Genomic DNA, 25,749 nt, shown 5'->3' with positions numbered 1-25,749 from the left:
TTTAGAATTATAAAACATCCAAATGAATCGCGATGTTAACAGATATTGCTTAATGAAGTAAAGAAAAATAGCACAGGGGTAGGATAAAATGATTCATATTTTGTACATAGAAGATGAAGTTGAGATAGGTAGATGGGTCACCCGGAATTTAATGGAAAAAGGGTATGAAGTGAAGTGGCTCAAATCAGGGGAAGAGATTGATTTCTATATGATCAATGCCGATTTAGTCATTCTGGATGTAATGCTCCCTGGATTAGATGGCTTCTCCATTGGTAAGCGGATAAAAAATACGAGCAGGGATTTGCCCGTCTTAATGCTTTCCGCACGTACAGCCATTGAGGATAAAGTGGAAGGACTCAGCTTTGCAGATGATTATATAACCAAACCCTTTCATCCGGATGAACTAGCGGCACGAATTAAAGTGCTGTTAAGGCGCTTTAACAAAAGTGATGAGCATATCCATCTTCACCACCTAACGATTCATACAAAGGATTTACAAATTATAAATCGGGATTCGGATGAAGAAATTTTATTAACAGGTAAGCAATACCAGCTCTTTCAGTATTTTCTCCGTCACTTAAATCAGATTTTAACAAAAGAGCAATTGTATGAAGCGGTATGGGGCGAGGAGTTCTTAGAAGGGGATAAAACATTAATGGTACATATACGGTATTTAAGAGAAAAGCTTGAGAAGGACCCGGCCAAGCCTCAAATTATTGAAACCATTCGTGGCATTGGGTACAGGGTAAAACAATGAAAAAATTCTTTAAATCCTTACTGGCAAAGTATATATTAATCATCCTTACCGCTTTATTTATTATACAGATTGGCTTTTTTGTACCTGCCTTCCTGTTCATTTTTACCAGTAATCAAGAGGAAACGGAAAGGCAGGCAGCGTCAATCGAGGAACAGTGGCATAATGAAGCAAGTGATATAGAACGGATGACAAAGGGAACAATTCTGGACCATTTTAAACAATGGAAACAGCAGTATCCTCAATCATCCATGTTCTGGGTGGATAACCATGGTAATTTGTCTGCTCAACTCGACGTAACAGCAGAGTTGCCGGATGAATGGACACCTGCATTTACAGCGCAATTTATCAAGGAACGGTATGATGAGGATCCCTTTACAGTCATTGCTTTTGCAGGGAATAACCAGAATCATGGGTTTATTGTTTTTGAACTGCCCCGGTCAGCTTTATCTCAGGATACGAACCAATTCAGCCAATTAGGAGGCCGGACATTTTCCATCATTGCTTTAACGATTATTCTATTCTTTATAATGATCTCTCTACTATTTTTCAGAGGTATAAGAAAGCGGTTAGTTGCCTTGCAGGAAGCCATGGAGATTAGGGACACAGACCGGCTTCCTGTTTCGATTGATGTAAAAAAGAATGATGAAATCGGTCAGCTGGAATCAACCTTTAATCAAATGGTGAGTGAATTAAGGGAGAGTAAACAGCGGGAACAGGAGGAAGAGCAGCTTCGAAGGGAATTGATTGCGAATTTATCCCATGACTTAAGAACCCCATTAACGAAAATGAGGGCTCATCTATATTCAATTTCCAAGGAAACATTATCAGCGAATGGAGTACAGGCGGTACAGGTTATGGAGGAAGCCATGGAAAAGCTTGACCGGTTAATTGAAAATCTTATGTCTTACACGCTACTGACAGCGAGGAAAATGAATTATAAACCTGAAAGCATTGATATCATTCGTCATTTGCGAACTTCTATGGCATCCTGGTACTCTATTTTCGAAAAAGAAGGTTTTGAAATTGATGTAGAACTGAAACCATTTAATGAAACCGAGTGGAATGTGGATCCATTATGGCTGGATCGAATCATCGACAATTTACTCCAGAATGTTTTAAGGCACGCCAAAAGCGGTAAGTTTCTGTCGGTCAGAACCGAAGCCGGGAAAGATTATGAAGCCATCATCATAGCCGATCAAGGAAACGGAATGTCGGTTCATTCAAATGGAAAAGGAGCAGGGATTGGGTTAACGATTGTAGACTTAATGGTCAGGAAAATGGATCTTGAATGGGAAGTGGAATCAGGTCATCGGGGTACCGTAATTAAAATAAAACGCCCTAAAAAGCTGTCATGATAGCAATGATAGCAAAGCCGGTTGAACAGAGAATTCAATCGGCTTTTTTAAACGAATTTTAACCTTTGGTGATACCGGATTTTAACCTTTGTTATTTATGATAGATGTGAGGTGAGGTTAATGGATTATATTTTGGAGACAAAAGGGTTAACGAAACGGTTTAGCAGTGAAACCGCCGTAGAGAATTTGGAAATGAAAATACCAAAGGGGGAAATTTACGGCTTTTTAGGACCAAATGGAGCAGGAAAAACAACCACGATACGGATGCTGTTGGGACTAATGAAACCTTCATCAGGATCTGTGAAGATTTTTGGTCAGGACTTAAACAAGGAGAAAATAAATATTCTAAAAGGAATAGGTTCGCTGGTAGAAAGCCCTTCTTATTATCCCCATTTAACAGGTTATGAAAATTTAGAGGCTCTTCGGAAAATTGTAGGCGTTCCGAAATATCGAATGAATGAAGTTTTGGAGATTGTTAAATTAAAAGATGTTGCTCATAAAAAAGTGAAAGGTTATTCACTCGGGATGAAGCAGAGACTTGGAATTGCAGCTGCTCTATTGAACCACCCGAAGCTGTTAATTTTAGATGAACCTACTAATGGGCTTGATCCATCCGGAATTATTGAAATGAGGGATTTAATTAAACGATTACCAGCTGAGTATGGAATGACCGTTCTTATATCCAGTCATTTGCTGTCAGAAATTGATCAGATTGCAACTTCTGCAGGAATTATCTCTAAAGGAAAAATGATCTTTCAGGATACGATCGAAGCGATGAGGGAGCATGCTCAACAGAGGATTAGCCTGAAAGTAAATGATAGTCATCATGCCTATCAATTTTTAGCGGCCAAAGGAGAAAAGGCTGATTTCCAGGACGGTATCATCTATCTGGATGACCATACTGATAAACAAGTTGCCCGTGTGGTTCATTCCCTCGTACAGGAAGGTTATTCGCTTTATCGTGTGGAAGAGGAAAAACGATCATTAGAGGATATTTTCCTTCAGATGACGTCAAAGGAGGATGCCTAATGATCGGTAAGCTGTTGATGGTTGATTTCATGAAGATAAGAAGAAAAGGATTCTGGTTTTTAACCTTTTTAGGCCCCTTTGGTGTTGTAGCCTTACAGATGGTGAACTATGGGTTGCGCAAGGATTATTTATTAAAGCAGAGTGAGAATGATTGGCTCTACTATATGGGCAATGTTAGCGTGTTTACCCCGCTGGCACTTGTGTTAGGGATTGCGATTCTAACGTCTTTTACGGCCAGTGTCGAAAATGAAACCAATGCATGGAAACAACTGCTTGCTTTACCTGTTTCAAAAATGAGTGTTTATTTATCAAAATTCACAGTGCTGGCCACACTATTGTTTCTATCAACGTTTCTGCTAGCTGTATTTACATTGGCTTATGGGCTGTTTCTGGACTTGGGTGATCAGGTTCCATGGGTGGAAATATTAAAGTCCAGCTTCTTGCCTTTTTTTGCAGCATTACCCGTTCTTGCCCTGCATCTTTGGATTGCAACGGTCAGTACCAATCAGGGACTGCCGATTACTGCAGGTGTTTTAGGAACGATTTTAGCTTATTCTGCCTATGTGCTCCCGGACTGGGTGATCTGGAAATGGCCTTCTTTAAATAACCATTGGAATGATCCGATGATAAATGTCTGGCTTGGAATAAGCGTTGGATTTCTGCTTTATATGGCAGGAATGATGGATTTTGCCAGAAGGGATGTGAAGTAATATGCTCTATTCGATTCTCCGGTCTGAATGGTATAAGCTCAGAAAATCCAAAATAGGTTTTATTATATTGGCAGCTCCCTTAGTTGGATTGTTTGCTGGATTGTCGTCAGGTCTGGCTGATGGAATGGGGGAAATAAACGGATGGTATGCCAGTTTAATGGCGATGACACTGACGTATGCATTGCTGTTTCTTCCATTAGTTACGGGTGTACTTGCCGGATTTATTTGCAGATACGAACATCAGGAAGGTGGATGGAAGCAGCTGTTATCATTGCCTGTAACAAGAGGCCGTGTCTATATTGCTAAATTTTTACTGATCATGAGTCTTGTATTTTTTATTCAATTGTTATTTCTGGGTTCTCTTTATTTGGTTGGAACAATTAAGGGAATTACGGATCCATTTCCAATGACGATTGTATGGAAAAGTATATTGGGCGGTTGGGTTGCTACTTTTCCATTAGTTGCTTTGCAGCTCTGGATGTCCATGATGTGGAAAAGCTTTGCAGCTCCTTTTACCGTGAATGTTATTTTTACTTTACCGGCGATTTTAGCGGTGAATTCAAAAACATTTGGGCCTGTCTATCCATGGGGACAGCCATTTCTGATGATGTATGCCGGCGGGGGAACAGATGCTGTATTTTTTGTCCCGTGGGAACAGGTTCTCACTATAGTAGGGGGAAGCTTCTTACTGTTTTTCGTTGGAGGCCTGATTTACTTTCAGAGAAAAGTTGTATAAAAAATCTTACTTATGCCAGTATTTTTATTCTATGAAAAGAAATTGTAATGAACATGTTACGATTGCTTCATAGACATTTATCTCAATCATGGTAAAATAAAAGAAGGATCTGATAAAGGGGAAATTTACTATGAAACCCGAGATAAAGAAATTTCTATTAATTGCGATAACGATATTAACGTTAGGAATGTACACTCCGCCCGCCTTGCTGGAAGCCGATGCAGCGGAGAGTGAAGAGGTTGATTCCTCAAAGACGAAATCAAATAATGATACTCAGACAGAAAACGATACGATCACCCATGAAATCAATGACTACTTCGATTTAAGCAAGATCCCTGTTCCCCAAGCAGATGATCACCATACAACGCAATCAGCACTTACTGAAATTGCCAAGGAACAAACGAAAGCCAAGCTTGGGCCGAAAATTATGGATCAGGTTGAGGATGAGTTTATTACGGAAATTCTCCCAAACATAGAGAGGGCTATTCATACTCTATTAAAAAACATAAATGAACAGGATATTCGTTATTATGGAGTTTCCGAGGAAGCTGTGAGTGGCTATGGTGAGAAGATATTTGTTTTATATGATGTTCGGACAAACACTGAGATTGCCCGGTTTGATGTGAGAAGGGAAAATCGCCCTCATGAAGGATATTGGTTTAATTTTCACTATCATTTAAAAGAGGACCAATTTGAAAAGCATCATAACATCGGTGAAATCTATTATGATAAGAATACTCCTCCAAGATGGATGTCTTAAAACAGGCATCCATTTTTTTCGTTAAAGTGTTAAATAGCATTCATATACAGGGAATGTTATCATAAGAGGCAGATAAAATTTTATTTAAGCAGGTGAAAGATATGAACAAGGAATTAGCAAAAAAAATTGATCACACACAATTGAAGCCGGAAACACAGCAGGAGAAAATTGATCAGATTTGTGAAGAAGCTGCCACCTATGAATTTGCTTCTGTTTGTGTGAATCCATATTGGGTATCTTATTGCTATGAAAAATTAAAGGATACACCAGTTAAAGTATGTACAGTTATTGGGTTCCCTTTAGGGGCAACAACCACAGCAGTAAAGACTTTTGAATCAAAAAATGCCATTGAAAATGGGGCTGAAGAAGTTGATATGGTCATCAATGTAGGAGCCCTTAAAGATGGTGATCGTGAGACTGTTAAAAAGGATATCGAAGCGGTTGTAAACGAGGCGAAAGGAAAAGCGCTTGTTAAAGTAATTATTGAAACATCCCTATTAACCAACGATGAAAAAGTGCTGGCCTGTGAGATTGCCAAACAAGCTGGTGCTGACTTTGTTAAAACATCCACCGGCTTTTCAGGCGGAGGAGCAACGGTTGAAGATGTAGCATTAATGCGGAAAACCGTTGGCCCGGATATGGGAGTAAAAGCTTCAGGTGGTGTCCGTGATGGGAAAGCCACAAATGATATGATTGAAGCAGGCGCCACCCGTATCGGTGCAAGTGCAGGTGTAGCTATTGTGTCAGGTGAAGAAGGAACCGAAGCTTATTAACATTGTTGGAGAAAAGCCCTTGTATAGTAGACAGGGGCTTTTTTTAATGGCTTTTCTCCTACTCCACGTATCATTGAGGCTACGGCGGATGGATTGGTAGATTAGACGGATGGCTTAGTAATTTCGAGGGATTGAATAAGGAATTTAATTGATAAACGGAAGCTTTTGACGGATATATCCTGACTTGGTGGATAACATTTGCAATTTGACCGATAGAATATGATTACTGATGGATATATGGATCAAACAGCCTGATATCCGATAAAAAACGACAGATTCATCGCTCCCGCAGACAGATACTCTCCTCCCCCGAACTCCGCCAGTTGATAAAATCCTTCATTTGATTGATTCCGGCCAAAAACAGACGGATAAATCCGCCAAACAGACGGATTAAACACAAAATTCGTCTTTTATGTTAACAAAACAAGACTCCCACTCTAAAAATCTGCTTCAACATTAAGCTTTTCTGCTTGTCATTTTAATAAAGGCAGACAATGGCTTAATGAACAGCAGGAAGAAACTGCTTATAATAAGATTAAAAATAACCGAGGCATGCGCCAGTTGTCTTCCTGGTATTGCCGACAGGTGGCTGACGAAATCGCCTAACCAATTTATAAACGGGATGAAAAATAGAACGCCCAGAATATTGACCCATAAATGAGCATAGGCTGTCCATTTCCCTTCCATTTTACTTCCAATCGCTGCAAGCAGCGCAGTAAAGCATGTCCCAATATTTGCTCCCAGTACCATGGCAATAGCACTTGGCAGTGACAATAACTCCTGATTCATAAAACTCATGATCATACCGGTAAATGCACTTGATGACTGAGTAATTCCGGTTACAACCATGCCGAACAGAATACTATAGGTTGTCTCTCTGCTAATGTCGTACAAGCCCTCTTCCATGTAAGGAGTCTGACGGATGGGCTCTGCTAAACTTTCAAATCCATATAAGGCAGTGAATATTGTTCCTAATCCAAATAACATGCATCCGATGGAAAAGATTCGTTGTTTATGAATGCATAAAAGAATAAAACCACTGATTAATAGAATCCACATGAGCCAGAAGTTTGAAAAAGACAGAAGCTCGGCTGTGAGGGTTGTGCCAACGTTGGCCCCAAGTATAATGGCGATCGCATTTGGAAAATACAGCAGCCCTAGTGATGTAAGACTGACAATAATAACAATGGTTGTGGAACTGCTTTGTAAAATAGCTGTTATTACTACACCAATCAAAAATCCTTTTATTGGATTTGAGGTATATTTTTTAATCCACATTTTCATTTTATGGTAGGAAATTTGCTGGATACCTGTTTTTAAGATAAATAGTCCAAATAAAAAGATCCATATATAGACAATAAACATGGTCACGATACTTTCCACATCTGTTCACCTCAATACATTTTATGGACAAGTTGAACTTTCATGCCCGATTTTTATTTTATACGGAGTAAAATCATGAATTTAGGAAAGATAAAGTTGACCATAATCCTATATTCTAATATAATACAAGGAGATGTGTATCACCCTGGTACATATCATGATCTGTTTGTGTAGTTGGAGGGAGGGAAAAAAGCATGTCAAATACTCGCGTACGTAAAAATGAGTCTCTTGAAGATGCACTTCGTCGCTTTAAACGCTCGGTTTCTAAAAGCGGAACTTTATCAGAGTACCGCAAGCGTGAATTCTACGAGAAGCCAAGTGTAAGAAGAAAAAAGAAATCAGAGGCTGCCAGGAAGCGTAAAAAATAAAGAGGGTGTAAATAAGTGACTTTGCTTGATCGTCTTAATAATGATATGAAAGAAGCAATGAAAAGCAAGGATAAACAAGCTTTAAGTGTTATCCGCATGGTAAAAGCTTCCATTCAGAATGAAGCGATAAAATTGGGAAAAGACCAATTGACAGAAGAAGAAGAAATGTCTGTTTTATCGCGCGAGTTAAAGCAAAGAAATGATTCCCTCCAGGAATTCAAGAACGCCGGCCGTGAAGACTTAGTTGAAAAGATAAATGATGAGCTGAGTGTTTTACAAAAATACATGCCTGAACAGTTATCTGATGAAGAATTGACTGAGTTAGTGAAAGATACAATAAAGACTGTCGGAGCAGAATCAAAATCCGACATGGGAAAAGTAATGGGAGCTTTGATGCCGAAAGTGAAAGGAAAAGCTGACGGCTCAAAAGTGAATCAACTCGTTATGAAATATTTATCTTAAATCAGAAAGTATATAAAAATTTCTGTCTCAGAAAAATGAGGTCGGATAAAAAAGGTTGCCTATGGCAACCTTTTTTTATAGGCTGAGTATGAAGCTGAAATGGATTCTGATATTGTTGTTACAGCTTCAGTTTATGGAGGAACAATACATATACGTTCGTTATCATTCGAGCAGAAAAGCAAGTTTTCGATGATCTAAAGAATTTCCTGTATCTTTTTTGAAACCAATTTTTAAGTCAATCGTAAATCTTTTATAAGGCAAAGAAAGGAGGGCAAGAGTTGGCCAATTTTAAAAGAAGAAAGGGCTTACTCTTTTTCATAGGACTCATCCTTCTTCTGGTTCCCTTGCAAGCATCATTTGCAGAAGAAACCGGACAAGGGGATCTGGTATACGTGGTACCGGTAGAAAATGAAGTTGAGCGGGGCCTGGCAGCATTTCTGGAAAGAAGTATAACAGAGGCAAAGGAAAATGGAGCCGACCATATTATTTTTGAAATTAATACACCAGGCGGTGCTGTTGATGCAGCAGGTGAGATAGCTGATCTTTTATTAAACCTCGAAATCCCGAATACAGCTTATGTATTAAATGAAGCCTTATCAGCGGGTTCTTATATTGCTTTGAATGCTGGGCAAATTTATATGAAGCCTACAGCTACAATGGGTGCATCCGGAGTGATTAACTCGGATGGTACGGCTGCTGATAAAAAGGCACAATCAGCCTGGATAGCTGATATAACAGCTGCTGCTGAACATAATAACCGAAACCCTCTCTATGCAAGAGCCATGGCTGATGCTTCCATTGATTTACCAGAGTATCGTGCACCTGAAGGAGAATTTTTAACGTTAAGGGCGGATGAAGCCGTAGAGGTTGAGTATGCGGAAGGAATTGCAGAAGATCGTACGGAGCTTCTGAGTCAGTTAAATTTGGAAAAAGCAAAAGTGGAAACGATTGAACCGACGTTTGCGGAAAATGTAGCCCGGTTTATCACAAATCCTGTTGTTGTACCCATCCTCCTTTCGCTGGCCAGCTTAGGACTAATTGTTGAATTATATTCCCCGGGCTTTGGTATCCCGGGATCCATTGGGCTTCTATCCCTTATTCTGTTCTTTTATGGTCATATGATCGCAGGTTTAGCAGGTATGGAAGCCATCATCTTACTGGTGGCAGGTCTGATTTGTATCGTACTGGAGCTGTTTGTTCCGGGAGGCGTTTTAGGGATCGCCGGAACAGTGGCCATCATAGCCGCGTTATTTATGTCCGGTGCAGATCCGGGTCATATGGGAATGAGTATAGCCATTGCTTTGCTTGTCTCCATGATTGTGTCCGTCATTTTGTTTAAGCGGGTAGGCCTTGAGAAAGGAATATTCAGAAACATCATTTTAAGTGATGCTACAACGAAAGAGCAGGGATATGTATCCACTGAAAACCGGCTTGAACTAATCGGTCTTATAGGGAAAGCTTTGACCCCGCTTCGGCCATCGGGCACAGCCGTTTTTGAGGATGAAAGGTTAGATGTTGTTTCGGAGGGGGGGTATATTGAAAAGGATAAAAATGTTAAAATTGTGAAAGTAGAAGGCTCACGAATTGTCGTAAGAGAAAATGAATAGATACAAGGAGGAACTATTTATGGATATGGCAACTTTAATGCCGATACTAGGTGTAGGTATTGTAATTATTGCTATTATCGTATTATTTACATTTATTCCAGTTACGCTCTGGATTAGTGCGATAGCAGCAGGTGTGAGGATTAACATCTTTTCACTGGTTGGTATGCGGTTACGTCGCGTTGTACCAAGAATGGTAATTAATCCGTTAATTAAAGCGCATAAAGCGGGCGTAGATGTGAATACAAACCAGCTGGAAAGTCACTATTTAGCTGGTGGTAATGTGGACCGTGTTGTCAACGCACTCATCGCGGCCCAAAGAGCTAATATTGAATTAAGCTTTGAGCGTTGTGCCGCTATTGATTTAGCCGGTCGTGACGTACTTGATGCGGTTCAAATGAGTGTAAATCCTAAGGTTATCGAAACGCCATTTATTGCCGGTATTGCAATGGATGGAATTGAAGTAAAAGCAAAAGCAAGAATTACAGTCAGAGCTAATATCGATCGCCTGGTTGGTGGTGCCGGAGAAGATACGGTAATCGCCCGTGTAGGTGAAGGTATTGTTTCCACCATTGGTAGTTCAGATAAACATACAGAAGTATTGGAAAATCCGGATTCCATCTCTCAGACCGTTTTAACCAAGGGACTGGATGCCGGTACTGCATTTGAAATTCTGTCGATTGATATTGCAGATATTGACATCGGGAAAAACATCGGTGCTTCCTTACAAACGGATCAGGCAGAAGCTGATAAGAACATTGCACAGGCGAAAGCTGAGGAACGCCGTGCTATGGCTGTTGCACAAGAGCAGGAAATGGTTGCCCGCGTACAGGAAATGCAGGCGAAAGTTGTGGAAGCTGAAGCAGAAGTTCCACAGGCGATGGCAGAAGCTCTGCGTTCAGGAAATATTGGTGTGATGGATTACCAGAACCTGAAGAATATTATGGCTGATACAGATATGCGTGATATGATCGGAAAATTAAGCGAACAGGAAGATGAGGACCCTGGAAAGAATAAGAAGGAGTAATCATCGGTTAGGGGGGATATTATGGATTTAATCGCGATTATTGGTGCCATTATCTTTGGTGTCATTAGCTTTCTTACAGGACGGGATGAACAGAAATCAAAGCCGGTGGCAAAACCTTCTCCGACTCCATCCGGACCTGAGCCGACAGTTAGCAGTCATCCCTCACCAGAGAAGGAAATCAGGGAAGAACAATCTCCACGGGCAGAGGATATTCGTGAACAGAATCAACATCCTGATCCCAGTGAAGGTCGTCCTGTTTTTATGGATGATGATATTACGAAAGGAAATCCTGTCAATAGACCTCAGACCCGGCCACGTTCACCGGGAAAGGGGAAAAAATCTCTCCCAATAAAAAGTCCGATTTCCATGAAAGAGCAATTGAATCAGAAAAGGCTGGCTGAAAGTATCATTATGAGTGAGGTTCTGGGTTCGCCCCGGGCGCATAAGCCATACCGGCCTAATCAATATCGAAAATAACAGTTTCCTTTACTTAAAGCACGGAATGTAGTGATACATTCCGTGCTTTTTTCATACATATATATTCAGGGAGGGGGCTGTTTAGATGAAAAAGTGGCGAGGTCAATTAAAACAATGGGTCGTTAACTATTTTAATCTCCCGGAGGATGTTTTGCTGGACTTACCAAGAATCACAACGATAGGCCAAATCCATGCTTATATTGAAAATCATCATGGCCTCGTAACATTTTCTGAAAATGAAATCCTTTTGAGAATGAAGCAAGGCTATGTACGAGTGATAGGAGATAATTTTGTGCTGAAGACAATGCTTCAGGAGGAAATTATCGTTGAAGGTAAAATTAGGGAAGTTCAGTATCTGGAGGATAGCTGATTCAGTTTCTTTATTTATGAAAAGTGATGAAAAGATTTAAGGGGCGATAACATGAAGGAGAAAGAAGGTCTATTTCTAAAAGGATACATAACCTTGCAGGTGAGGGGAAAAAAGCCTGAACTATTTTTAAATCGATGTATGCGCGAGCATATCCCCATGTGGGATATTCGAAAGTTGGACGAGGATACCTATGAGTTCAAGGTTTATTTAAAAAGTCTGTCCATAATCAGAAAGATCCGCAGGCAAATGGGATTTAAAATATCCTTCAAAGAAAAATTCGGTCTGCCTTTTTGGCTTGCTCATCTCAAAATTCGTAAACCTCTTGTTATTGGTTTATTTTTAGGATTATTTTGCATCATGGTTCTTTCAAATATGGTGTGGCAGGTAAAAATTGTTGGAGTTTCACCGGAAGTTGAATACAAGATTCAGGAGAGACTCGATGACTACGGTTTAAAACGCGGAGTTTTTAAATTCAGCTTTCAATCTGTTGATGACATTGAGCGTACCATCACTAATGAACTTAAGGATGTTATGTGGATTGGTATCGAACAAAAAGGGACAACTTATATTGTACAAGGGGTGGAGAATTCACAGGCAAATGAAGAACAGGAAAAAGGCCCTCAGCATCTGGTAGCGAGTAAAGATGGTACTATATTGGAAATGCTAATTGAAAAGGGGGATCCCCAGGTCTCTGTGTATGAAAAAGTGCAAAAAGGGGATATCCTCGTTTCCGGCTTAATTAGAGAAGGGATAGGAAATGAAGATAATGAGAGTGACGAAGAGGAACAAGAGAGCAAACAACATGGTATTCATGCGGAAGGGTCTGTTATTGCTGAAACCTGGTACACTACGGAAACAACCGTCCCATTAAGCTATCAGCATCAGACGCTAACCGGAGAAAAAGATCAGCATTACAAGTTGAAGATTGGAAATTTTGCGCTTCCGATTTGGGAATTCATTCCACCTGACTATGATGATACCCATGTGGAAAAAAATGAGAAGCCATTATATTTTTTAAATTATAAATTACCATTTTCCATTGAGCAGAAAACCATTCATGAGAAAGAAAAAATCAGAGGAGAAAGAAGTAAGCATGAAGCAATCTCAGAAGGAATCGCTCAGGCTAAAAGAGAAATTAAAAGACATACCAATCATGATGCTGAAATCATTGACGAAGAAATTTTGCACCAATCTGTAGAGAATGGTAAAGTTAAACTAGAGTTATTATTTACAGTAAGGGAAAATATTGCTAAACCTCAACCAATAGATCAAGGAGAATAGATATGCAAGAAGATTTGAAAACCATTGATATAGAATTAGCTTCCCCTGATGAAGCTCTGTCATTGTTTGGGACAGAGGATCGAAACTTAAAACAGATTGAAGAATTCCTTCCTGTGACTATCGTTACACGTGGTCAAACGGTACAGGTATCAGGAAATGAAGATCATGTAAAAATCGTTGAAGAAGTACTTCATGCTGTTCTTCACATTATTCGGAAAGGGATTACCATTTCCGAGCGGGATATTATTTATGGAATTGAATTAGCAAAGTCTGGAGAAATACAAAATTTTGAGGCATTGTTTGAGGACGTTTTAACAAAAAATGCCAAGGGGAAGCCCATCCGTGTGAAAACACTGGGTCAACGGGAATATATATCTTCTATTAAAACCAATGATATGGTATTTGGTATTGGTCCTGCAGGTACGGGAAAAACGTATTTAGCTGTGGTAATGGCTGTACAAGCCTTACGTAACGGTGAGGTGAAACGTGTCATTTTAACCCGTCCCGCTGTTGAAGCCGGGGAAAGCCTTGGTTTTCTGCCAGGTGATTTGAAGGAGAAGGTGGATCCATATTTAAGACCCTTATATGATGCATTACATGATGTGATGGGAACCGAGCATACAGTGCGGTTAATGGAAAGAGGAACCATTGAAGTGGCTCCACTCGCTTATATGCGCGGAAGAACACTTGATGATGCCTTTGTTATCCTTGATGAGGCGCAAAATACTACACCGGAACAGATGAAAATGTTTTTAACCCGGTTAGGCTTTGGCTCTAAGATGATTATTAATGGCGACATTACACAAATTGATCTGCCTAAAGGGGTTCGTTCCGGATTAAAAGTGGCTGAGGATCGTTTGAATGCTGTGAGGGGAATTGCCTTTACGCACTTGAAACAATCGGATGTAGTAAGGCATCCTTTGGTACAGAAAATTATTGATGCATATGATGAGCAGGATAAATCCGGCAGGTAAGACCCATTTTCAGGGTCTTATTTCTATATAAATAAAGCTTTCACATACGGGAGTAGGGGAATATGAAAAGAAAGTTCTTAAGAAGTATCCAAGATCAAACCTTAATGAAGAGTCCGCTTGTCTGGATGGTCTTATGTGTCCTTTTGACAGGTGTATGTTTCTTTGTCATGGCTTCATCGAATGTTCAGCCTCAATCCTATGAAATAGAGCGATTTACAGAAGCGAAGGATACCATTTATTCTCCAGTAACCGTGGAAGATCAAAAGGAAACGGAAGCGAAAATTCAGCGCTCTGTGCAGGCAGTTGAAGAACAATACACAATCTCAGATAATGTAACTGAAGAACGGCTGGAATACATTAATGAAATCTTTGATGCAGCCGCTCGTGTTAATCAAAATGCAGCCGAAGAGCAAACAGATGGGGGAAAAGGTACATCTGAAGACAGTGAAAATCTTTTGATGGAATATGAATCTTTGCTTTCGGACACGATTCTGAAAAATATTAATTCGACCAGTCTGGCTGCGATTATAGGGATGGAAACTGATCAGCGTAAGAAAGCACAGGAATTTTTGAACAAACAGGTCCGCAGCATTTTGGAGTCCGGTGTAAGGAGCTCGAATCTAAATCAGAAGCAAATTGAGATGAACCGGCAAATTATGTATGAGGAATTTTCCAATTCAATCAAAACAGCTCTAAATGAAATTGCTGAATTTGCTATTGTTGAAAATTCTTTTTTTGACGCCGAAAAAACCGCAGAACAGAGGCAAAAGGCCGCAAGTAATGTCGAACCGGTAATGATTCGTGCTGGAGAGAAGCTGGTGGAAAAGGGTGAAATCATTACCAATGAGATTTACGATGATTTAATGCTTGTAGGCGTCCTGAAAAATGATCGTAATCTTCTTCCGTATATAGGTCTTGCATTGCTTATTTTGATATTGTGCAGCTTGTTATTCATGGAATGGTATAGGCAAAACGTTTGGCGCCGGAATGACGTTTTTATCATTTTTCTCATTAGCATAGGGACCGTAGCCATGATGAAGGTGTTTAGTCTGTTTGATTCAAATGATACACAATTATTTTTGGCTATACCGGCAGCTGTGGGCGTTATGATCGTGAAATGGTTAATCAGTGACCGTATGGCCATTATGCTGGCAGTTATCTTCGCTATTTTAGGGTCGATCCTGTTTAACTTTCATATGCCGGGTTACCTAAATGTAAAAGCTGGATTATATCTGCTTATATCACAATTAACAGGTATTTATTTATTTCAGAACTTTAAGGAAAAGGGCGAAATATTAAAAACAGGACTGGGTTTATTAGTCGCTAATGTCTTTGTCATTTCATTTTTCCAGTTCATTTCATTCAATCCAATAGAGTGGAAATCCTTCTTAACATTGATTGGCTTTGGGTTTTCATCAGCATTCCTATCCACAGTCCTGACTTTGGGACTTATGCCGATTTTTGAAACAGGACTGAATATATTAACGGAATCCAAGCTGTTGCAGCTATCGAACCCTAATCATCCATTGTTACGTAAAATATTGATTGAGGCTCCAGGAACGTATCACCACAGTGTTATGGTGGCCAACTTAAGTGAAGCTGCCTGTGAAGCGGTTGGGGCCAATGGTTTACTGGCGAGAGTTGCTTCCTATTATCATGATCTTGGCAAGACGGTAAATCCAAGCTATTTTATTGAGAATCAAATGGGAGAAAGGAACCCGCATGATTACCTGAAACCAGAGGATAGTGCGCATATTATCATTCGTCATCCTTATGATGGAGCCCATCTGTTAAGAAAGCAGAAAATGCCTGAGGAAATCATTCATATCGCTGAGCAGCACCATGGAAAAAGTTTGTTAAAATATTTTTATTATAAAGCTAAAGAGATGGATGAGGATACGAAAGAATCGGATTATCGTTATCCAGGACCAAAGCCTCAAACAAAGGAAGCAGCAATTATTTGTATATGTGATTCTGTTGAAGCAGCCGTTCGTTCAATAAATGAGCCTTCAATGGTTAAAATAGAAGAAATCGTAAAATCCATTATTCAGGATAAGCTCATGGATAATCAGTTAAACGACAGTCCACTGACATTTAAAGATTTACATAGGATTGAAATTGCCATTTATGAAGTTTTAAAGGGAATTTTTCACTCACGCATAAAATATCCGGAAGTAGCAGCAAGGGAGGACAAGTAGATGCAACTTGATTTATTTGATAAAACGAATACGATAAAAGAAGACCATAAGAATTTAGTGACTCGTCTTTTGGAGTTTTCAGCTAAACAGGAGGAGATTTCCGAACAGGCAGAGATGTCCGTTACATTCGTCGATAATGAAAATATCAGGGAGATTAATCGTGATTACAGGGGAAATGATTATGCAACAGATGTCATTTCTTTTGCTATGCAGGATGAGGGGGAGGATGAAATCGAAATTGTAGGAGATGACGCTCCTCTTATTCTGGGAGATATCATCATATCAGTCGATAAGATTACCGAACAGGCTGGGGAGTATGGACATTCATTTGAGAGGGAGCTTGGCTTTCTCGCTGTTCATGGCTTTTTACACCTGCTTGGCTATGATCACATGGAGCCCGAGGATGAAAAGGAAATGTTCGGAAAACAAGAGGATTATTTGAATGAATTCGGACTTAAACGGAAATAAGCGTAAAAAAGGAATAGGATTCAAGTATGCTTTTATGGGACTGAGACGGGTCTGGACATCAGAAAAAAATTTCCGTATCCATATATTTATATCCGGACTGGTTGTCTTCTTTGGGATTCTGCTTAATCTTTCTATGTCTGAATGGCTATGGACAGGTGTATGTATTGGTCTGGTTTTAATACTTGAGACCCTGAATTCTGCCATAGAAGCTATTGTGGATTATTTATTTCCCCACTATCATGATGTGGCGGCCAAAGCAAAAGACATATCAGCAGCTGCCGTTCTTTTATCCGCTCTGTTTGCCGTTTTTGTTGGATTGTTCATCTTTGTGCCTAAAATCATAAACCTGTTTTAAAACATGTCTGTTTGCAACCCAGGCATGTTTTTGTTCTTTGTCGAATTTTTTTATTTCAGTTTATTATACCGCTAGTTTCGAGAGATTTTGTCGTTTGTATGAAATTCACATCAATTTGTTGTAGAATGAAGATAAGAAAAAGGAATTTCGGCGATTCGTAAAGATACAGTAAATCGTATAAGCTAATCTTGTACAAGCAAATACACCTATGGAGGAAACAGTATATGGACAATCAATCCTTTCGTTCTGGTTTTATTGCTATTGTAGGAAGACCGAATGTTGGAAAATCAACTTTTATGAATCACGTCATTGGTCAAAAAATTGCAATAATGAGTGATAAACCACAGACAACACGAAATAAAATTCAGGGAGTACTTACAGATCATGATGCTCAAATGATTTTTATTGATACGCCAGGAATTCATAAACCGAAGCATAAGCTCGGTGATTTCATGGTAAAAACAGCCGAACAGACGTTAAATGAAGTAGATATGGTTATGTTTATGATTAATGCTGAAGAAGGCTATGGTGCAGGTGATCAATATATTCTGGACAGACTCCAGTCAATCAAACAGCCAGTATTTCTGGTCATCAACAAAATTGATCAGATTCACCCTGATCATTTGCTGCCATTAATTGAAGAATATCGAACCAAACTGGATTTTGCTGAAATTATTCCCATTTCGGCTTTAGAGGGGAATAATGTGGATCATTTAATGAATGTAATGAAGACGTACCTGCCTGAAGGACCACAGTATTACCCGGAAGATCAAATCACCGATCACCCGGAACGCTTTATTATTAGTGAATTAATCAGGGAAAAGGTTCTGCAGCTGACAAGAGAGGAAGTGCCTCATTCTATTGCGGTGATACTGGATAATATGGAAGTGAGAGATCAAAATAAAGCGGTTTATGTTCAGGCTTCCATTATTACTGAGCGTCCTTCTCAAAAAGGGATTATTATTGGAAAGCAGGGCAAGATGCTCAAGGAAATCGGACAATTAGCCAGGAAAGACATAGAATCCTTACTTGGATCCAAAATTTATCTGGATTTGTGGGTGAAGGTGCAAAAGGACTGGAGAAATCGTATGACACAATTACGTGAATATGGTTTCAATGAAGATGACTATTAATGATATGCATGGAAAATATTAAAACTCATGAACCTTTAGGACGTGGTCAACCTATAAGTAAAGCAGTTTTTTCAATTTTATATTGAGAAAACAGAAAGGTGGGTTTCGAATGATTGATCTTACATGGAAACTATTCAGTCAGACAGGTAATATTGAAACCTATTTACTTATGAAGGAGTTGGAAAATACCTATAAGGAAATACCGGAATCCGAAGAAGAACAGGATGCTATGGAATTTGACTCAAATTTATAGTTAACGCTCGTTTATAAAAGATAAGGTGAAAGATATGGAAAAAATAGAGGGTATCGTCATTCGTACGCAGGATTATGGAGAATCACATAAAATTGTAACCCTTTTTACCAGAGAAAAAGGAAAAATTGGATTGATGGCAAAAGGGGCAAAAAAGCCAAAAAGTCAAATGGCTGCTATTACGCAGCCATTTGTTTATGGTGAGTTTCTTATTCAGCCCGGAAGGAATCTGGGGACGCTTTATCAGGGGGAAATCACTCATTTTATGCGGCAGATACGTGAGAATATTGTTAAGACCGCATATGCCGCTTATTTAGCTGAATTGACAGATAAGGTTTTAGAAAATCATTCTCCTGATCTGTTTCTTTATGATCAGTTCATACATACTTTTGAACGCCTCCAAACTGAAGAGAATCCTGAAGTTATTGCCATGATTTATGAATTAAAGGTATTTGAAAAAGGTGGTTTTGCCCCTGAACTTAATCAGTGTGTGAGTTGCGGAAGAACAGAGGGAATCACCCATTTTTCTGTTGCTGAAGGCGGGTTTCTTTGTACTGCATGTGCCCATATAGATGGTCACGCGTTACATTTAAATGAAGCATTGTTTAAACTTTTACGCACCATCCGGTATGTTAAGGTGGAAAGGATTGGTAAGATTTCCATTAAAGAAGAGAATCGGAGAAAATTGCGACAAATTTTAGATGATTATTATGATTACTATGGTGGCTTCTATATAAAGTCGAGAAAATTTTTGAAACAGCTGGACAAATTTTAAATTGTCCCTGTTTCATTATTTTTGTCGTGAAATGTAAAATAAGATATAATATTCTCAAAGTGACACACTAATTTTTTATTGTGGTAACATCATAATCCGGAGCTGTATTTCCTTAATGGAGAAAGCTTCTTTGTTTTAGGCAAAGGTGGTGAGAGGATGGAGCTATCCGATCGTCAGGAACAAATTATCGAAATTGTAAAAGAAAATGGACCTATAACGGGAGAAAATATTGCTGATCGGCTGAGTTTAACGAGAGCTACGCTAAGACCGGACCTGGCTATATTAACGATGGCCGGCTTTCTGGATGCAAGGCCGAGAGTTGGTTATTTTTACACAGGAAAAACAGGCTCAGAGCTGTTAACGGAGAAGCTGAAAAAATTCAAGGTGAAGGAATTTCAATCCATTCCCGTTGTCGTGACGGAAGATGTTTCTGTCTATGACGCAATTACAACGATGTTCCTTGAGGATGTAGGAACGTTATTTGTCGTAAATAATCAATCTTATCTTGTCGGCGTTTTATCACGAAAAGATTTAATTCGGGCAAGTATGGGAAATCAGGATCTATCGGAAATTCCTGTACATATCATTATGACGCGTATGCCAAATATAACGGTTTGTACAAAAGAGGATTTGTTGCTTGAAGCAGCACAGCAATTAATCGAAAAACAAATTGACAGTTTACCTGTTGTCCAGGAAAAGGAAAACGGACTGGAAGTTGTAGGGCGGATTACAAAGACAAATATGACGAAGGTGCTGGTCGGATTAGTCCGGGATGATCTATAAAGGTAACCATGATGGTAGGGAGGAGTTATTGTGCAGAAACCGATTGTATATGTAGTATCTGATTCCGTTGGTGAAACAGCAGAGTTAGTCGTCAAAGCCAGTTTAAGTCAGTTTAATAATGGGAATTTTAGAATTCAGCGCATTCCTTATGTTGACGATGAGGGCACAATTCTGGAGACCATTGAACTGGCAAAGTCAAATCAGTCCATGATGGCCTATACACTTGTGAAACCGGAATATCGCGAATTTATCCGAAAGAAAACAGAAGAAGCCGGGATTACCGCTGTTGATATTATGGGGCCTATGATCGATGCGATGAAAAAGCATTTAAGCCGTGAGCCGAAATTGGAGCCGGGTCTTGTACATAAACTGGACGAGGACTATTTTAAGCGGATTGAAGCTGTTGAATTCGCAGTTAAATATGATGATGGCCGCGATCCACGGGGGATTCTATTAGCCGATATCGTATTAATTGGTGTTTCACGAACTTCCAAAACACCACTATCTCAGTTTCTGGCCCATAAAAAATTTAAAGTAGCCAATGTTCCTATCGTCCCGGAAGTAGAACCGCCTGAAGAACTATTTCGTATTAATCCTTCTAAATGTATTGCACTTAAAATTAATCCCGAAAAACTGAACCATATTCGCAAGGAGCGGTTAAAAGCATTAGGCTTAAACTCTACTGCCAATTACGCAAATATGGAAAGAATTAAACAGGAATTAAATTACTTTAATAATATTGTTGAAAAACTTGGCTGCAGGACGATTGACGTCTCAAGTAAAGCAGTAGAGGAAACAGCTAATTTAGTCCAAAATTTAATGAAGAATCAATCCACCGAAGGCTTGTAAGATCTCAATCTTACAGGCTTTTTTATTAGAAAAGCGGAGGCGACTGTTCAGGTCATGCGGGATAAGACGAAGACATGAAGTGGCATGGGTTCGGCCACGGAATGGCTTCGGCTTATATCCGCCTTGACCTAAGAGCCGCAGCTGGACAGAGAAAAGCGGAGGCGACTGTTCAGGCCCGACGGCATTACTGAGAATTGCGGAGAGTAGGCTTCTTTTTTCCAATCACTGGCATAGGTTGGATTGTGTAAAAATAGGATAAAATAATAGCAATTTTACACATTATGTATTATAATGTTCTATCTGTGGTAAAAATGGAAGTAGGTTTAGAATATCAGGTCAAAAATAAAAATAACTTTTTGTTCTTTTAAAAGAAGGAATGAACGTCATTTTGTCGAAGTATAATTTGGTATGAACGTCTTCTTTTTTACCAATATGAATCAATACATAAACCATATTCCTTATTTTACCCACTTGTTCAATTTATAACAAAACAGACTTTTTACGGATTTTTATAAAATTCCTGTCGATTTATGAAGGATTTTTATAAAATATCCAGAATCTAAAAAAATGGTGATGGAAATGCCAGAACAAATTCCAGAAGAATTTATTGAAGAAATAAAATCCGAAACCGATGTAGTTGAAATCGTCAGCGAGTTTGTCCAGCTAAAAAGAAGAGGACGTAACTATTTAGGGTTATGTCCTTTTCATAGTGAAAAAACACCATCCTTTACCGTATCACCTGATAAACAGATTTTTCGTTGCTTTGGTTGTGGTAAAGGTGGAAATGTCATCACCTTTTTAATGGAATTGGAAGGTATTTCATTTTTTGATGCAATTTCCAGGTTAGCTGAAAATACAGGGAAACCTGTTCCGAATCAGATATCAGCTAATCAGAATTCATCTTTAAGTCATGAAGACCAGAATATGCTTGAGGCTCATGAATGGTTAATGAAATTATACCATCATTTGCTTAAGCATACAAAAGAAGGAAAGGATGGGCTTGAATATCTAAAAAAACGCGGGATTAGTGATGAAACCATCGACCAATTTCAACTTGGATTTGCACCTGATATCGAAAACTTTACAGCCTCATTTCTTGAGAAAAAAGGTTTTTCTTTACAATCCATGATAAAAGCAGGGTTATTGGCCGATCATCGAGAAAATAAATATATAGACAAATTTCATGGAAGAGTAATTTTTCCTATCCGGAATCATCAGGGAAAGACGGTTGCATTTGGTGGAAGAATGATTTACCAGGGTGAACCGAAATATTTAAATAGTCCTGAGACCGGTATTTTTCATAAAGGGAATGTATTTTACAATTTTGATTTAGCCCGTCATGCGATCCGGAAATCCGGGGAAGCTGTTCTATTTGAAGGCTATATGGATGTAATTTCAGCATCCCAGGCCGGGATAGATAATGGCATCGCATCTTTAGGGACTTCCTTAACCGAGTCCCAGGCAAGACTTCTACGGAGATATGCTGATCGTGTGGTGATTTGCTATGATGCAGACTCTGCAGGTATAGAAGCCACCAGAAAAGCAGCAAATATCTTACAAAACGCAGGATGTTATGTTAAAATTGCACAGTTAAAACAGGGAATGGACCCGGATGACTATATAAAAAAATATGGCGGTGATTCATTCCGTGACCATGTAATTGGGGCAAGTATAACATACATGACGTTTTATCTGGATTATCTGAAAAGAGATTACAACCTTCAGATCGAAAGCGAAAGTATGCAATATATTGAAAGAGCATTAGATGAGATTGCAAAACTGCGAAAGCCGTTTGAAATCGACCATTACTTAAATGAATTAGGAGATCGATTTGATATTTCCAAAGAGGCATTGCAGCAGGAAATTGCATATCGACGAAGGAAGTTCGATAAATATAAGGATAATCAACAAACGAAAAGCCATACTAACAATAGGAAAAATACCTATAAGGAGAGTAAACTGCTTCCTGCATTTCAAAATGCTGAACGTCATTTGATTTCGCTGATGCTTAACAATCGGAATATTGCCGAAAAAGTTCAACAGGAGCTTGGGGGTACCTTCTTAATCACTGAGCACCAGGTATTAGTCACATACCTTTATGCCTTCTATGAGGAAGGTCATGAACCTGATGTAAGTTTATTCATGGAATATCTCCCTGAGTCAAATTTGAAGGATTTGACAGCACAGCTGGCCATGCAGACAGTTCCTGATGAGGTTACTGACATGGAAATAGAGGATTATATTTATACAATTAAGAGTGAGAGGCATAAAAAGAATACCATACAGACGCTCGAGTTAGAGCAAAAAGAAGCGGAACGGAGAAATGATCCGGTTACCGCCGCAAAGATTGCCATGAACATTCTTAATTTGAAAAAGGAATGGAAAAAAGCTAAGCATAGGTGAAGTTGTTTGTAAGGAGGGGTACTATGGCAGAGAAGCCATCTCGTGCAAAAGATACAGAGCAGGACCTGACCCTTGACCAAGTGAAAGAACAATTGGTGGACATGGGTAAAAAACGCGGCGTCCTTGCTTATGAGGAAGTAGCGGATCGTCTATCTTCCTTCGAATTAGATTCAAATCAAATGGATGAATTTTATGAGCATTTAAATGACCAGGGCGTAGAGGTCATTGGTGATAATGAAGAAGATCCAAATATGCAGCAGATTGCAAAGGAAGAAGAATTTGACTTAAATGATTTAAGTGTACCGCCTGGGGTGAAAATTAATGATCCTGTCAGGATGTACTTAAAAGAAATTGGACGTGTAGACTTGCTGTCTGCTGAAGACGAGATTGACCTTGCCACGAGAATAGAACAAGGTGAATTTGAAGCGAAACGCCGTCTTGCCGAGGCGAACCTGCGACTTGTTGTAAGTATTGCAAAGAGATATGTAGGCCGGGGCATGCTTTTCCTTGACTTAATCCAGGAAGGAAACATGGGTCTTATTAAGGCTGTTGAAAAATTTGATTATCGTAAAGGCTTTAAATTCAGTACGTATGCTACGTGGTGGATTCGTCAGGCTATTACAAGAGCAATTGCCGATCAGGCGCGAACCATTAGAATCCCAGTGCACATGGTTGAAACGATAAACAAATTAATTCGTGTCCAAAGGCAATTGCTACAGGATCTTGGTCGTGAGCCAACTCCGGAAGAAATTGCAGAAGAGATGGATTTAACACCGGATAAAGTACGTGAAATTCTGAAGATAGCCCAGGAACCTGTTTCATTAGAGACTCCAATTGGTGAGGAAGATGATTCACATTTAGGAGACTTTATTGAAGATCAGGAGGCCCAATCCCCATCCGATCACGCTGCATATGAATTGTTAAAAGAACAATTAGAGGATGTCCTGGATACACTGACAGATCGTGAAGAAAATGTACTGCGTCTTCGTTTCGGACTTGACGATGGCCGTACACGGACCCTTGAAGAAGTAGGTAAGGTGTTTGGTGTAACACGCGAGCGCATTCGTCAAATTGAGGCCAAAGCATTACGTAAGCTGCGTCATCCAAGTCGCAGTAAGCGTCTGAAGGATTTCCTTGATTAACAAATTATGATATGAGCCATGGTGTATATGTTCAGTCGTTATTTCCACTGCGTGATAGCGACTGTTCATGTTTTGTTTTTTCGACTAAGAGGTGGGGCTATGAATACTGAACGTAAATCTGTCATTGTAAAAGAGATTCAATACTGGAAAGATAAACGTCTATTACCGAGTGTCTACTGTGATTTTCTTCTCGCATTGTATACAGAAGGAAATGGATTTGAAAATGAGTCATCTAAAGCTGGCAATAAGAAAAAATTATGGCTTACGATTGACTCTGTTTTTTTACTTTCTCTGATACCGTTTTCAATTCTTATCACTCATTTTACTGAATTTGTGCTTGTATTGCAAATAGGTATAGCTCTTTTGTTTATTCTTATTGGACTATTTCACTTTACAGCTTTTAAAACCAGGAACTTGGAATATGCCCATGTGGCCTTAGTCTCCAGTCTCCTTATTCTTCTGATAATATCTGTATCCATAATCAGTGAACTAGCCATTTCTGACTTTTGGGTATATTTAACGATTTTTTTAAATGGCCTGATTTGGCTTAAGGCTGGTTTAATTTATAAATATAAATATCTTATCGTCTGCAGTCTTGTGAATGTCATGTTTGTCGGATTCTCTATATTTCAATAAATTTTCATTTTTACCCCTTTCCTATAAAGGGTTTTTCAAGTAAAATATGTATAGTCTGTATATACTTAACAATATTAACGAGCAGAGGGGATTACATAAGGAGGAAATAAATAATGAAAAAAAATCCAGTAATACCTTTTGGGATTATTGCAGCTTTAGGAATTGTGGCTATGATTATTTTATCGGGTGTAGGTGTAAACCAGATGGATGAAGCTGGTAAAGGTGAAAAAGGAGATTCAACCGAACAACAGGCTGAAGGCGGCGGAGAAACGACAGATGCGAAACCGGAAGATATTTTTCAAAACACATGCGCATCCTGTCATGGTGCTGATCTTGCCGGAACGGGTGCTGCCCCTTCTTTACAAACTGTAGGCAGCAAATATTCAGCGTCTGAGATAGAGGAAATTATTAATGATGGTACAGATGGTGGAATGCCTGGAGGATTAGTTGAACCTGAAGAGGCAACTAAAATTTCTGAATGGTTAGCTGAAAAGAAATAATAGTTCATCCAGGTGATTTTTACTGGGTGATGGAAGAAAAGCTTTCTAACTTGTAGAAAGCTTTTCTTATTGGATAAAATACATAAAGTGAAACTTCCATCAGTGGGGGGGTTCACATCCCCCACTGATGGTTAGTTGAACTTATCAGTAATTTACTTGCGGTTTAACCCTACTTAGTCTTGTTGGGTTAC

Annotated in this window: 29 protein-coding genes; 27 read left to right on the top strand and 2 right to left on the bottom strand. The window is 39.3% G+C overall.

The genetic code is table 11. The annotated features are described in order from the left end of the window. Positions 1-88 precede the first annotated feature (88 nt). From ACZ5OK_RS11510 to deoC, 7 genes are all read left to right on the top strand, one after another. Positions 89-757: a response regulator transcription factor gene (locus ACZ5OK_RS11510; RefSeq protein ID WP_343837112.1), complete on the top strand. Its 669-nt coding sequence runs from the start codon at positions 89-91 to the stop codon at positions 755-757. Next, the gene (locus tag ACZ5OK_RS11505; protein WP_343837110.1) at positions 754-2,112 is read left to right on the top strand and encodes a HAMP domain-containing sensor histidine kinase; all 1,359 of its coding nucleotides are present in this window, start codon (positions 754-756) and stop codon (positions 2,110-2,112) included. The genes ACZ5OK_RS11510 and ACZ5OK_RS11505 overlap by 4 nt, the downstream gene beginning before the upstream one ends. A gap of 120 nt (positions 2,113-2,232) precedes the next feature. Further along, on the top strand, positions 2,233-3,141 hold the full coding sequence (locus ACZ5OK_RS11500; protein WP_343837108.1) for an ABC transporter ATP-binding protein: 909 nt from the start codon (positions 2,233-2,235) through the stop codon (positions 3,139-3,141). After that, a complete protein-coding gene (locus tag ACZ5OK_RS11495; RefSeq protein ID WP_343837105.1) occupies positions 3,141-3,851 on the top strand; it encodes an ABC transporter permease in 711 nt (236 codons plus the stop codon). The genes ACZ5OK_RS11500 and ACZ5OK_RS11495 overlap by 1 nt, the downstream gene beginning before the upstream one ends. A 1-nt stretch (position 3,852) precedes the next feature. Then, positions 3,853-4,587 carry an ABC transporter permease gene (locus ACZ5OK_RS11490; protein ID WP_343837102.1) on the top strand — a complete coding sequence of 245 codons (735 nt, stop codon included), beginning with the start codon at positions 3,853-3,855 and terminating at the stop codon, positions 4,585-4,587. Positions 4,588-4,717: 130 nt separating this feature from the next. Continuing rightward, positions 4,718-5,347 carry a YpjP family protein gene (locus ACZ5OK_RS11485; RefSeq protein ID WP_343837099.1) on the top strand — a complete coding sequence of 210 codons (630 nt, stop codon included), beginning with the start codon at positions 4,718-4,720 and terminating at the stop codon, positions 5,345-5,347. Positions 5,348-5,448: 101 nt separating this feature from the next. Next, on the top strand, positions 5,449-6,120 hold the full coding sequence (gene deoC / locus ACZ5OK_RS11480) for a deoxyribose-phosphate aldolase (RefSeq protein ID WP_343837097.1): 672 nt from the start codon (positions 5,449-5,451) through the stop codon (positions 6,118-6,120). Positions 6,121-6,362: 242 nt separating this feature from the next. On the opposite strand, the gene ACZ5OK_RS11475 is transcribed toward deoC, so the two are convergent. Both ACZ5OK_RS11475 and ACZ5OK_RS11470 read right to left on the bottom strand, forming a co-directional pair. Beyond that, positions 6,363-6,518 (bottom strand): hypothetical protein, encoded by a 156-nt coding sequence (locus ACZ5OK_RS11475; protein WP_343837095.1) that lies wholly within the window; start codon positions 6,516-6,518, stop codon positions 6,363-6,365. 58 nt (positions 6,519-6,576) lie between these two features. Further along, a complete protein-coding gene (locus ACZ5OK_RS11470; protein WP_343837093.1) occupies positions 6,577-7,503 on the bottom strand; it encodes a Na/Pi symporter in 927 nt (308 codons plus the stop codon). Positions 7,504-7,697: 194 nt separating this feature from the next. On the opposite strand from ACZ5OK_RS11470, the gene rpsU reads away from it, so the two are divergent. The 20 genes from rpsU to cccA all read left to right on the top strand — a co-directional run bounded on the left by rpsU (position 7,698) and on the right by cccA (position 25,558). Beyond that, on the top strand, positions 7,698-7,871 hold the full coding sequence (rpsU, locus tag ACZ5OK_RS11465) for a 30S ribosomal protein S21 (protein ID WP_343837090.1): 174 nt from the start codon (positions 7,698-7,700) through the stop codon (positions 7,869-7,871). A gap of 15 nt (positions 7,872-7,886) precedes the next feature. After that, a complete protein-coding gene (locus tag ACZ5OK_RS11460) occupies positions 7,887-8,333 on the top strand; it encodes a GatB/YqeY domain-containing protein (protein ID WP_343837088.1) in 447 nt (148 codons plus the stop codon). Positions 8,334-8,611: 278 nt separating this feature from the next. Beyond that, on the top strand, positions 8,612-9,940 hold the full coding sequence (locus ACZ5OK_RS11455; protein WP_425542172.1) for an NfeD family protein: 1,329 nt from the start codon (positions 8,612-8,614) through the stop codon (positions 9,938-9,940). Between the two features lie 19 nt (positions 9,941-9,959). After that, positions 9,960-10,964 carry a flotillin-like protein FloA gene (floA, locus tag ACZ5OK_RS11450; protein ID WP_343837086.1) on the top strand — a complete coding sequence of 335 codons (1,005 nt, stop codon included), beginning with the start codon at positions 9,960-9,962 and terminating at the stop codon, positions 10,962-10,964. Positions 10,965-10,985: 21 nt separating this feature from the next. Beyond that, positions 10,986-11,441: a hypothetical protein gene (locus ACZ5OK_RS11445; RefSeq protein ID WP_343837084.1), complete on the top strand. Its 456-nt coding sequence runs from the start codon at positions 10,986-10,988 to the stop codon at positions 11,439-11,441. Positions 11,442-11,526: 85 nt separating this feature from the next. Beyond that, on the top strand, positions 11,527-11,811 hold the full coding sequence (gene yqfC, locus ACZ5OK_RS11440) for a sporulation protein YqfC (RefSeq protein ID WP_343837082.1): 285 nt from the start codon (positions 11,527-11,529) through the stop codon (positions 11,809-11,811). 51 nt (positions 11,812-11,862) lie between these two features. Next, complete coding sequence (yqfD, locus tag ACZ5OK_RS11435; RefSeq protein ID WP_343837080.1) at positions 11,863-13,092, top strand: sporulation protein YqfD; 1,230 nt, start codon at positions 11,863-11,865, stop codon at positions 13,090-13,092. Positions 13,093-13,094: 2 nt separating this feature from the next. Next, positions 13,095-14,066 (top strand): PhoH family protein, encoded by a 972-nt coding sequence (locus tag ACZ5OK_RS11430; protein WP_343837078.1) that lies wholly within the window; start codon positions 13,095-13,097, stop codon positions 14,064-14,066. 62 nt (positions 14,067-14,128) lie between these two features. Beyond that, entirely contained in the window at positions 14,129-16,264 is a 2,136-nt protein-coding gene (locus ACZ5OK_RS11425; protein WP_343837075.1) for an HD family phosphohydrolase, read from the top strand. Then, entirely contained in the window at positions 16,265-16,732 is a 468-nt protein-coding gene (gene ybeY, locus ACZ5OK_RS11420; RefSeq protein ID WP_343837073.1) for an rRNA maturation RNase YbeY, read from the top strand. Beyond that, positions 16,707-17,087, top strand: a complete 381-nt coding sequence (locus ACZ5OK_RS11415; RefSeq protein WP_343837071.1) for a diacylglycerol kinase family protein — start codon at positions 16,707-16,709, stop codon at positions 17,085-17,087. The genes ybeY and ACZ5OK_RS11415 overlap by 26 nt, the downstream gene beginning before the upstream one ends. Before the next feature lie 224 nt (positions 17,088-17,311). Then, entirely contained in the window at positions 17,312-18,220 is a 909-nt protein-coding gene (era, locus tag ACZ5OK_RS11410) for a GTPase Era (RefSeq protein WP_343837068.1), read from the top strand. 109 nt (positions 18,221-18,329) lie between these two features. Then, entirely contained in the window at positions 18,330-18,473 is a 144-nt protein-coding gene (locus ACZ5OK_RS11405) for a YqzL family protein (protein ID WP_343837066.1), read from the top strand. Between the two features lie 34 nt (positions 18,474-18,507). Continuing rightward, positions 18,508-19,245 carry a DNA repair protein RecO gene (gene recO, locus ACZ5OK_RS11400; protein ID WP_343837063.1) on the top strand — a complete coding sequence of 246 codons (738 nt, stop codon included), beginning with the start codon at positions 18,508-18,510 and terminating at the stop codon, positions 19,243-19,245. Positions 19,246-19,401: 156 nt separating this feature from the next. Beyond that, positions 19,402-20,028, top strand: a complete 627-nt coding sequence (locus tag ACZ5OK_RS11395; RefSeq protein ID WP_343837061.1) for a helix-turn-helix transcriptional regulator — start codon at positions 19,402-19,404, stop codon at positions 20,026-20,028. Between the two features lie 30 nt (positions 20,029-20,058). Continuing rightward, the gene (locus ACZ5OK_RS11390; RefSeq protein WP_425542171.1) at positions 20,059-20,877 is read left to right on the top strand and encodes a pyruvate, water dikinase regulatory protein; all 819 of its coding nucleotides are present in this window, start codon (positions 20,059-20,061) and stop codon (positions 20,875-20,877) included. Positions 20,878-21,456: 579 nt separating this feature from the next. Then, on the top strand, positions 21,457-23,280 hold the full coding sequence (gene dnaG / locus ACZ5OK_RS11385; RefSeq protein WP_343837059.1) for a DNA primase: 1,824 nt from the start codon (positions 21,457-21,459) through the stop codon (positions 23,278-23,280). 23 nt (positions 23,281-23,303) lie between these two features. After that, positions 23,304-24,422, top strand: a complete 1,119-nt coding sequence (gene rpoD, locus ACZ5OK_RS11380) for an RNA polymerase sigma factor RpoD (protein ID WP_343837056.1) — start codon at positions 23,304-23,306, stop codon at positions 24,420-24,422. A 99-nt stretch (positions 24,423-24,521) separates the two neighbouring features. Further along, a complete protein-coding gene (locus ACZ5OK_RS11375) occupies positions 24,522-25,058 on the top strand; it encodes a hypothetical protein (RefSeq protein WP_343837054.1) in 537 nt (178 codons plus the stop codon). A 113-nt stretch (positions 25,059-25,171) separates the two neighbouring features. After that, positions 25,172-25,558, top strand: coding sequence for a cytochrome c550 (gene cccA, locus ACZ5OK_RS11370; RefSeq protein ID WP_343837052.1), 387 nt, complete (start codon positions 25,172-25,174; stop codon positions 25,556-25,558). Positions 25,559-25,749: the final 191 nt, after the last annotated feature.

This window comes from Salinibacillus aidingensis (assembly GCF_055393355.1).
Note: the sequence above shows the minus strand (reverse complement) of the source record. Positions and strands in the feature narration are given on the sequence as shown.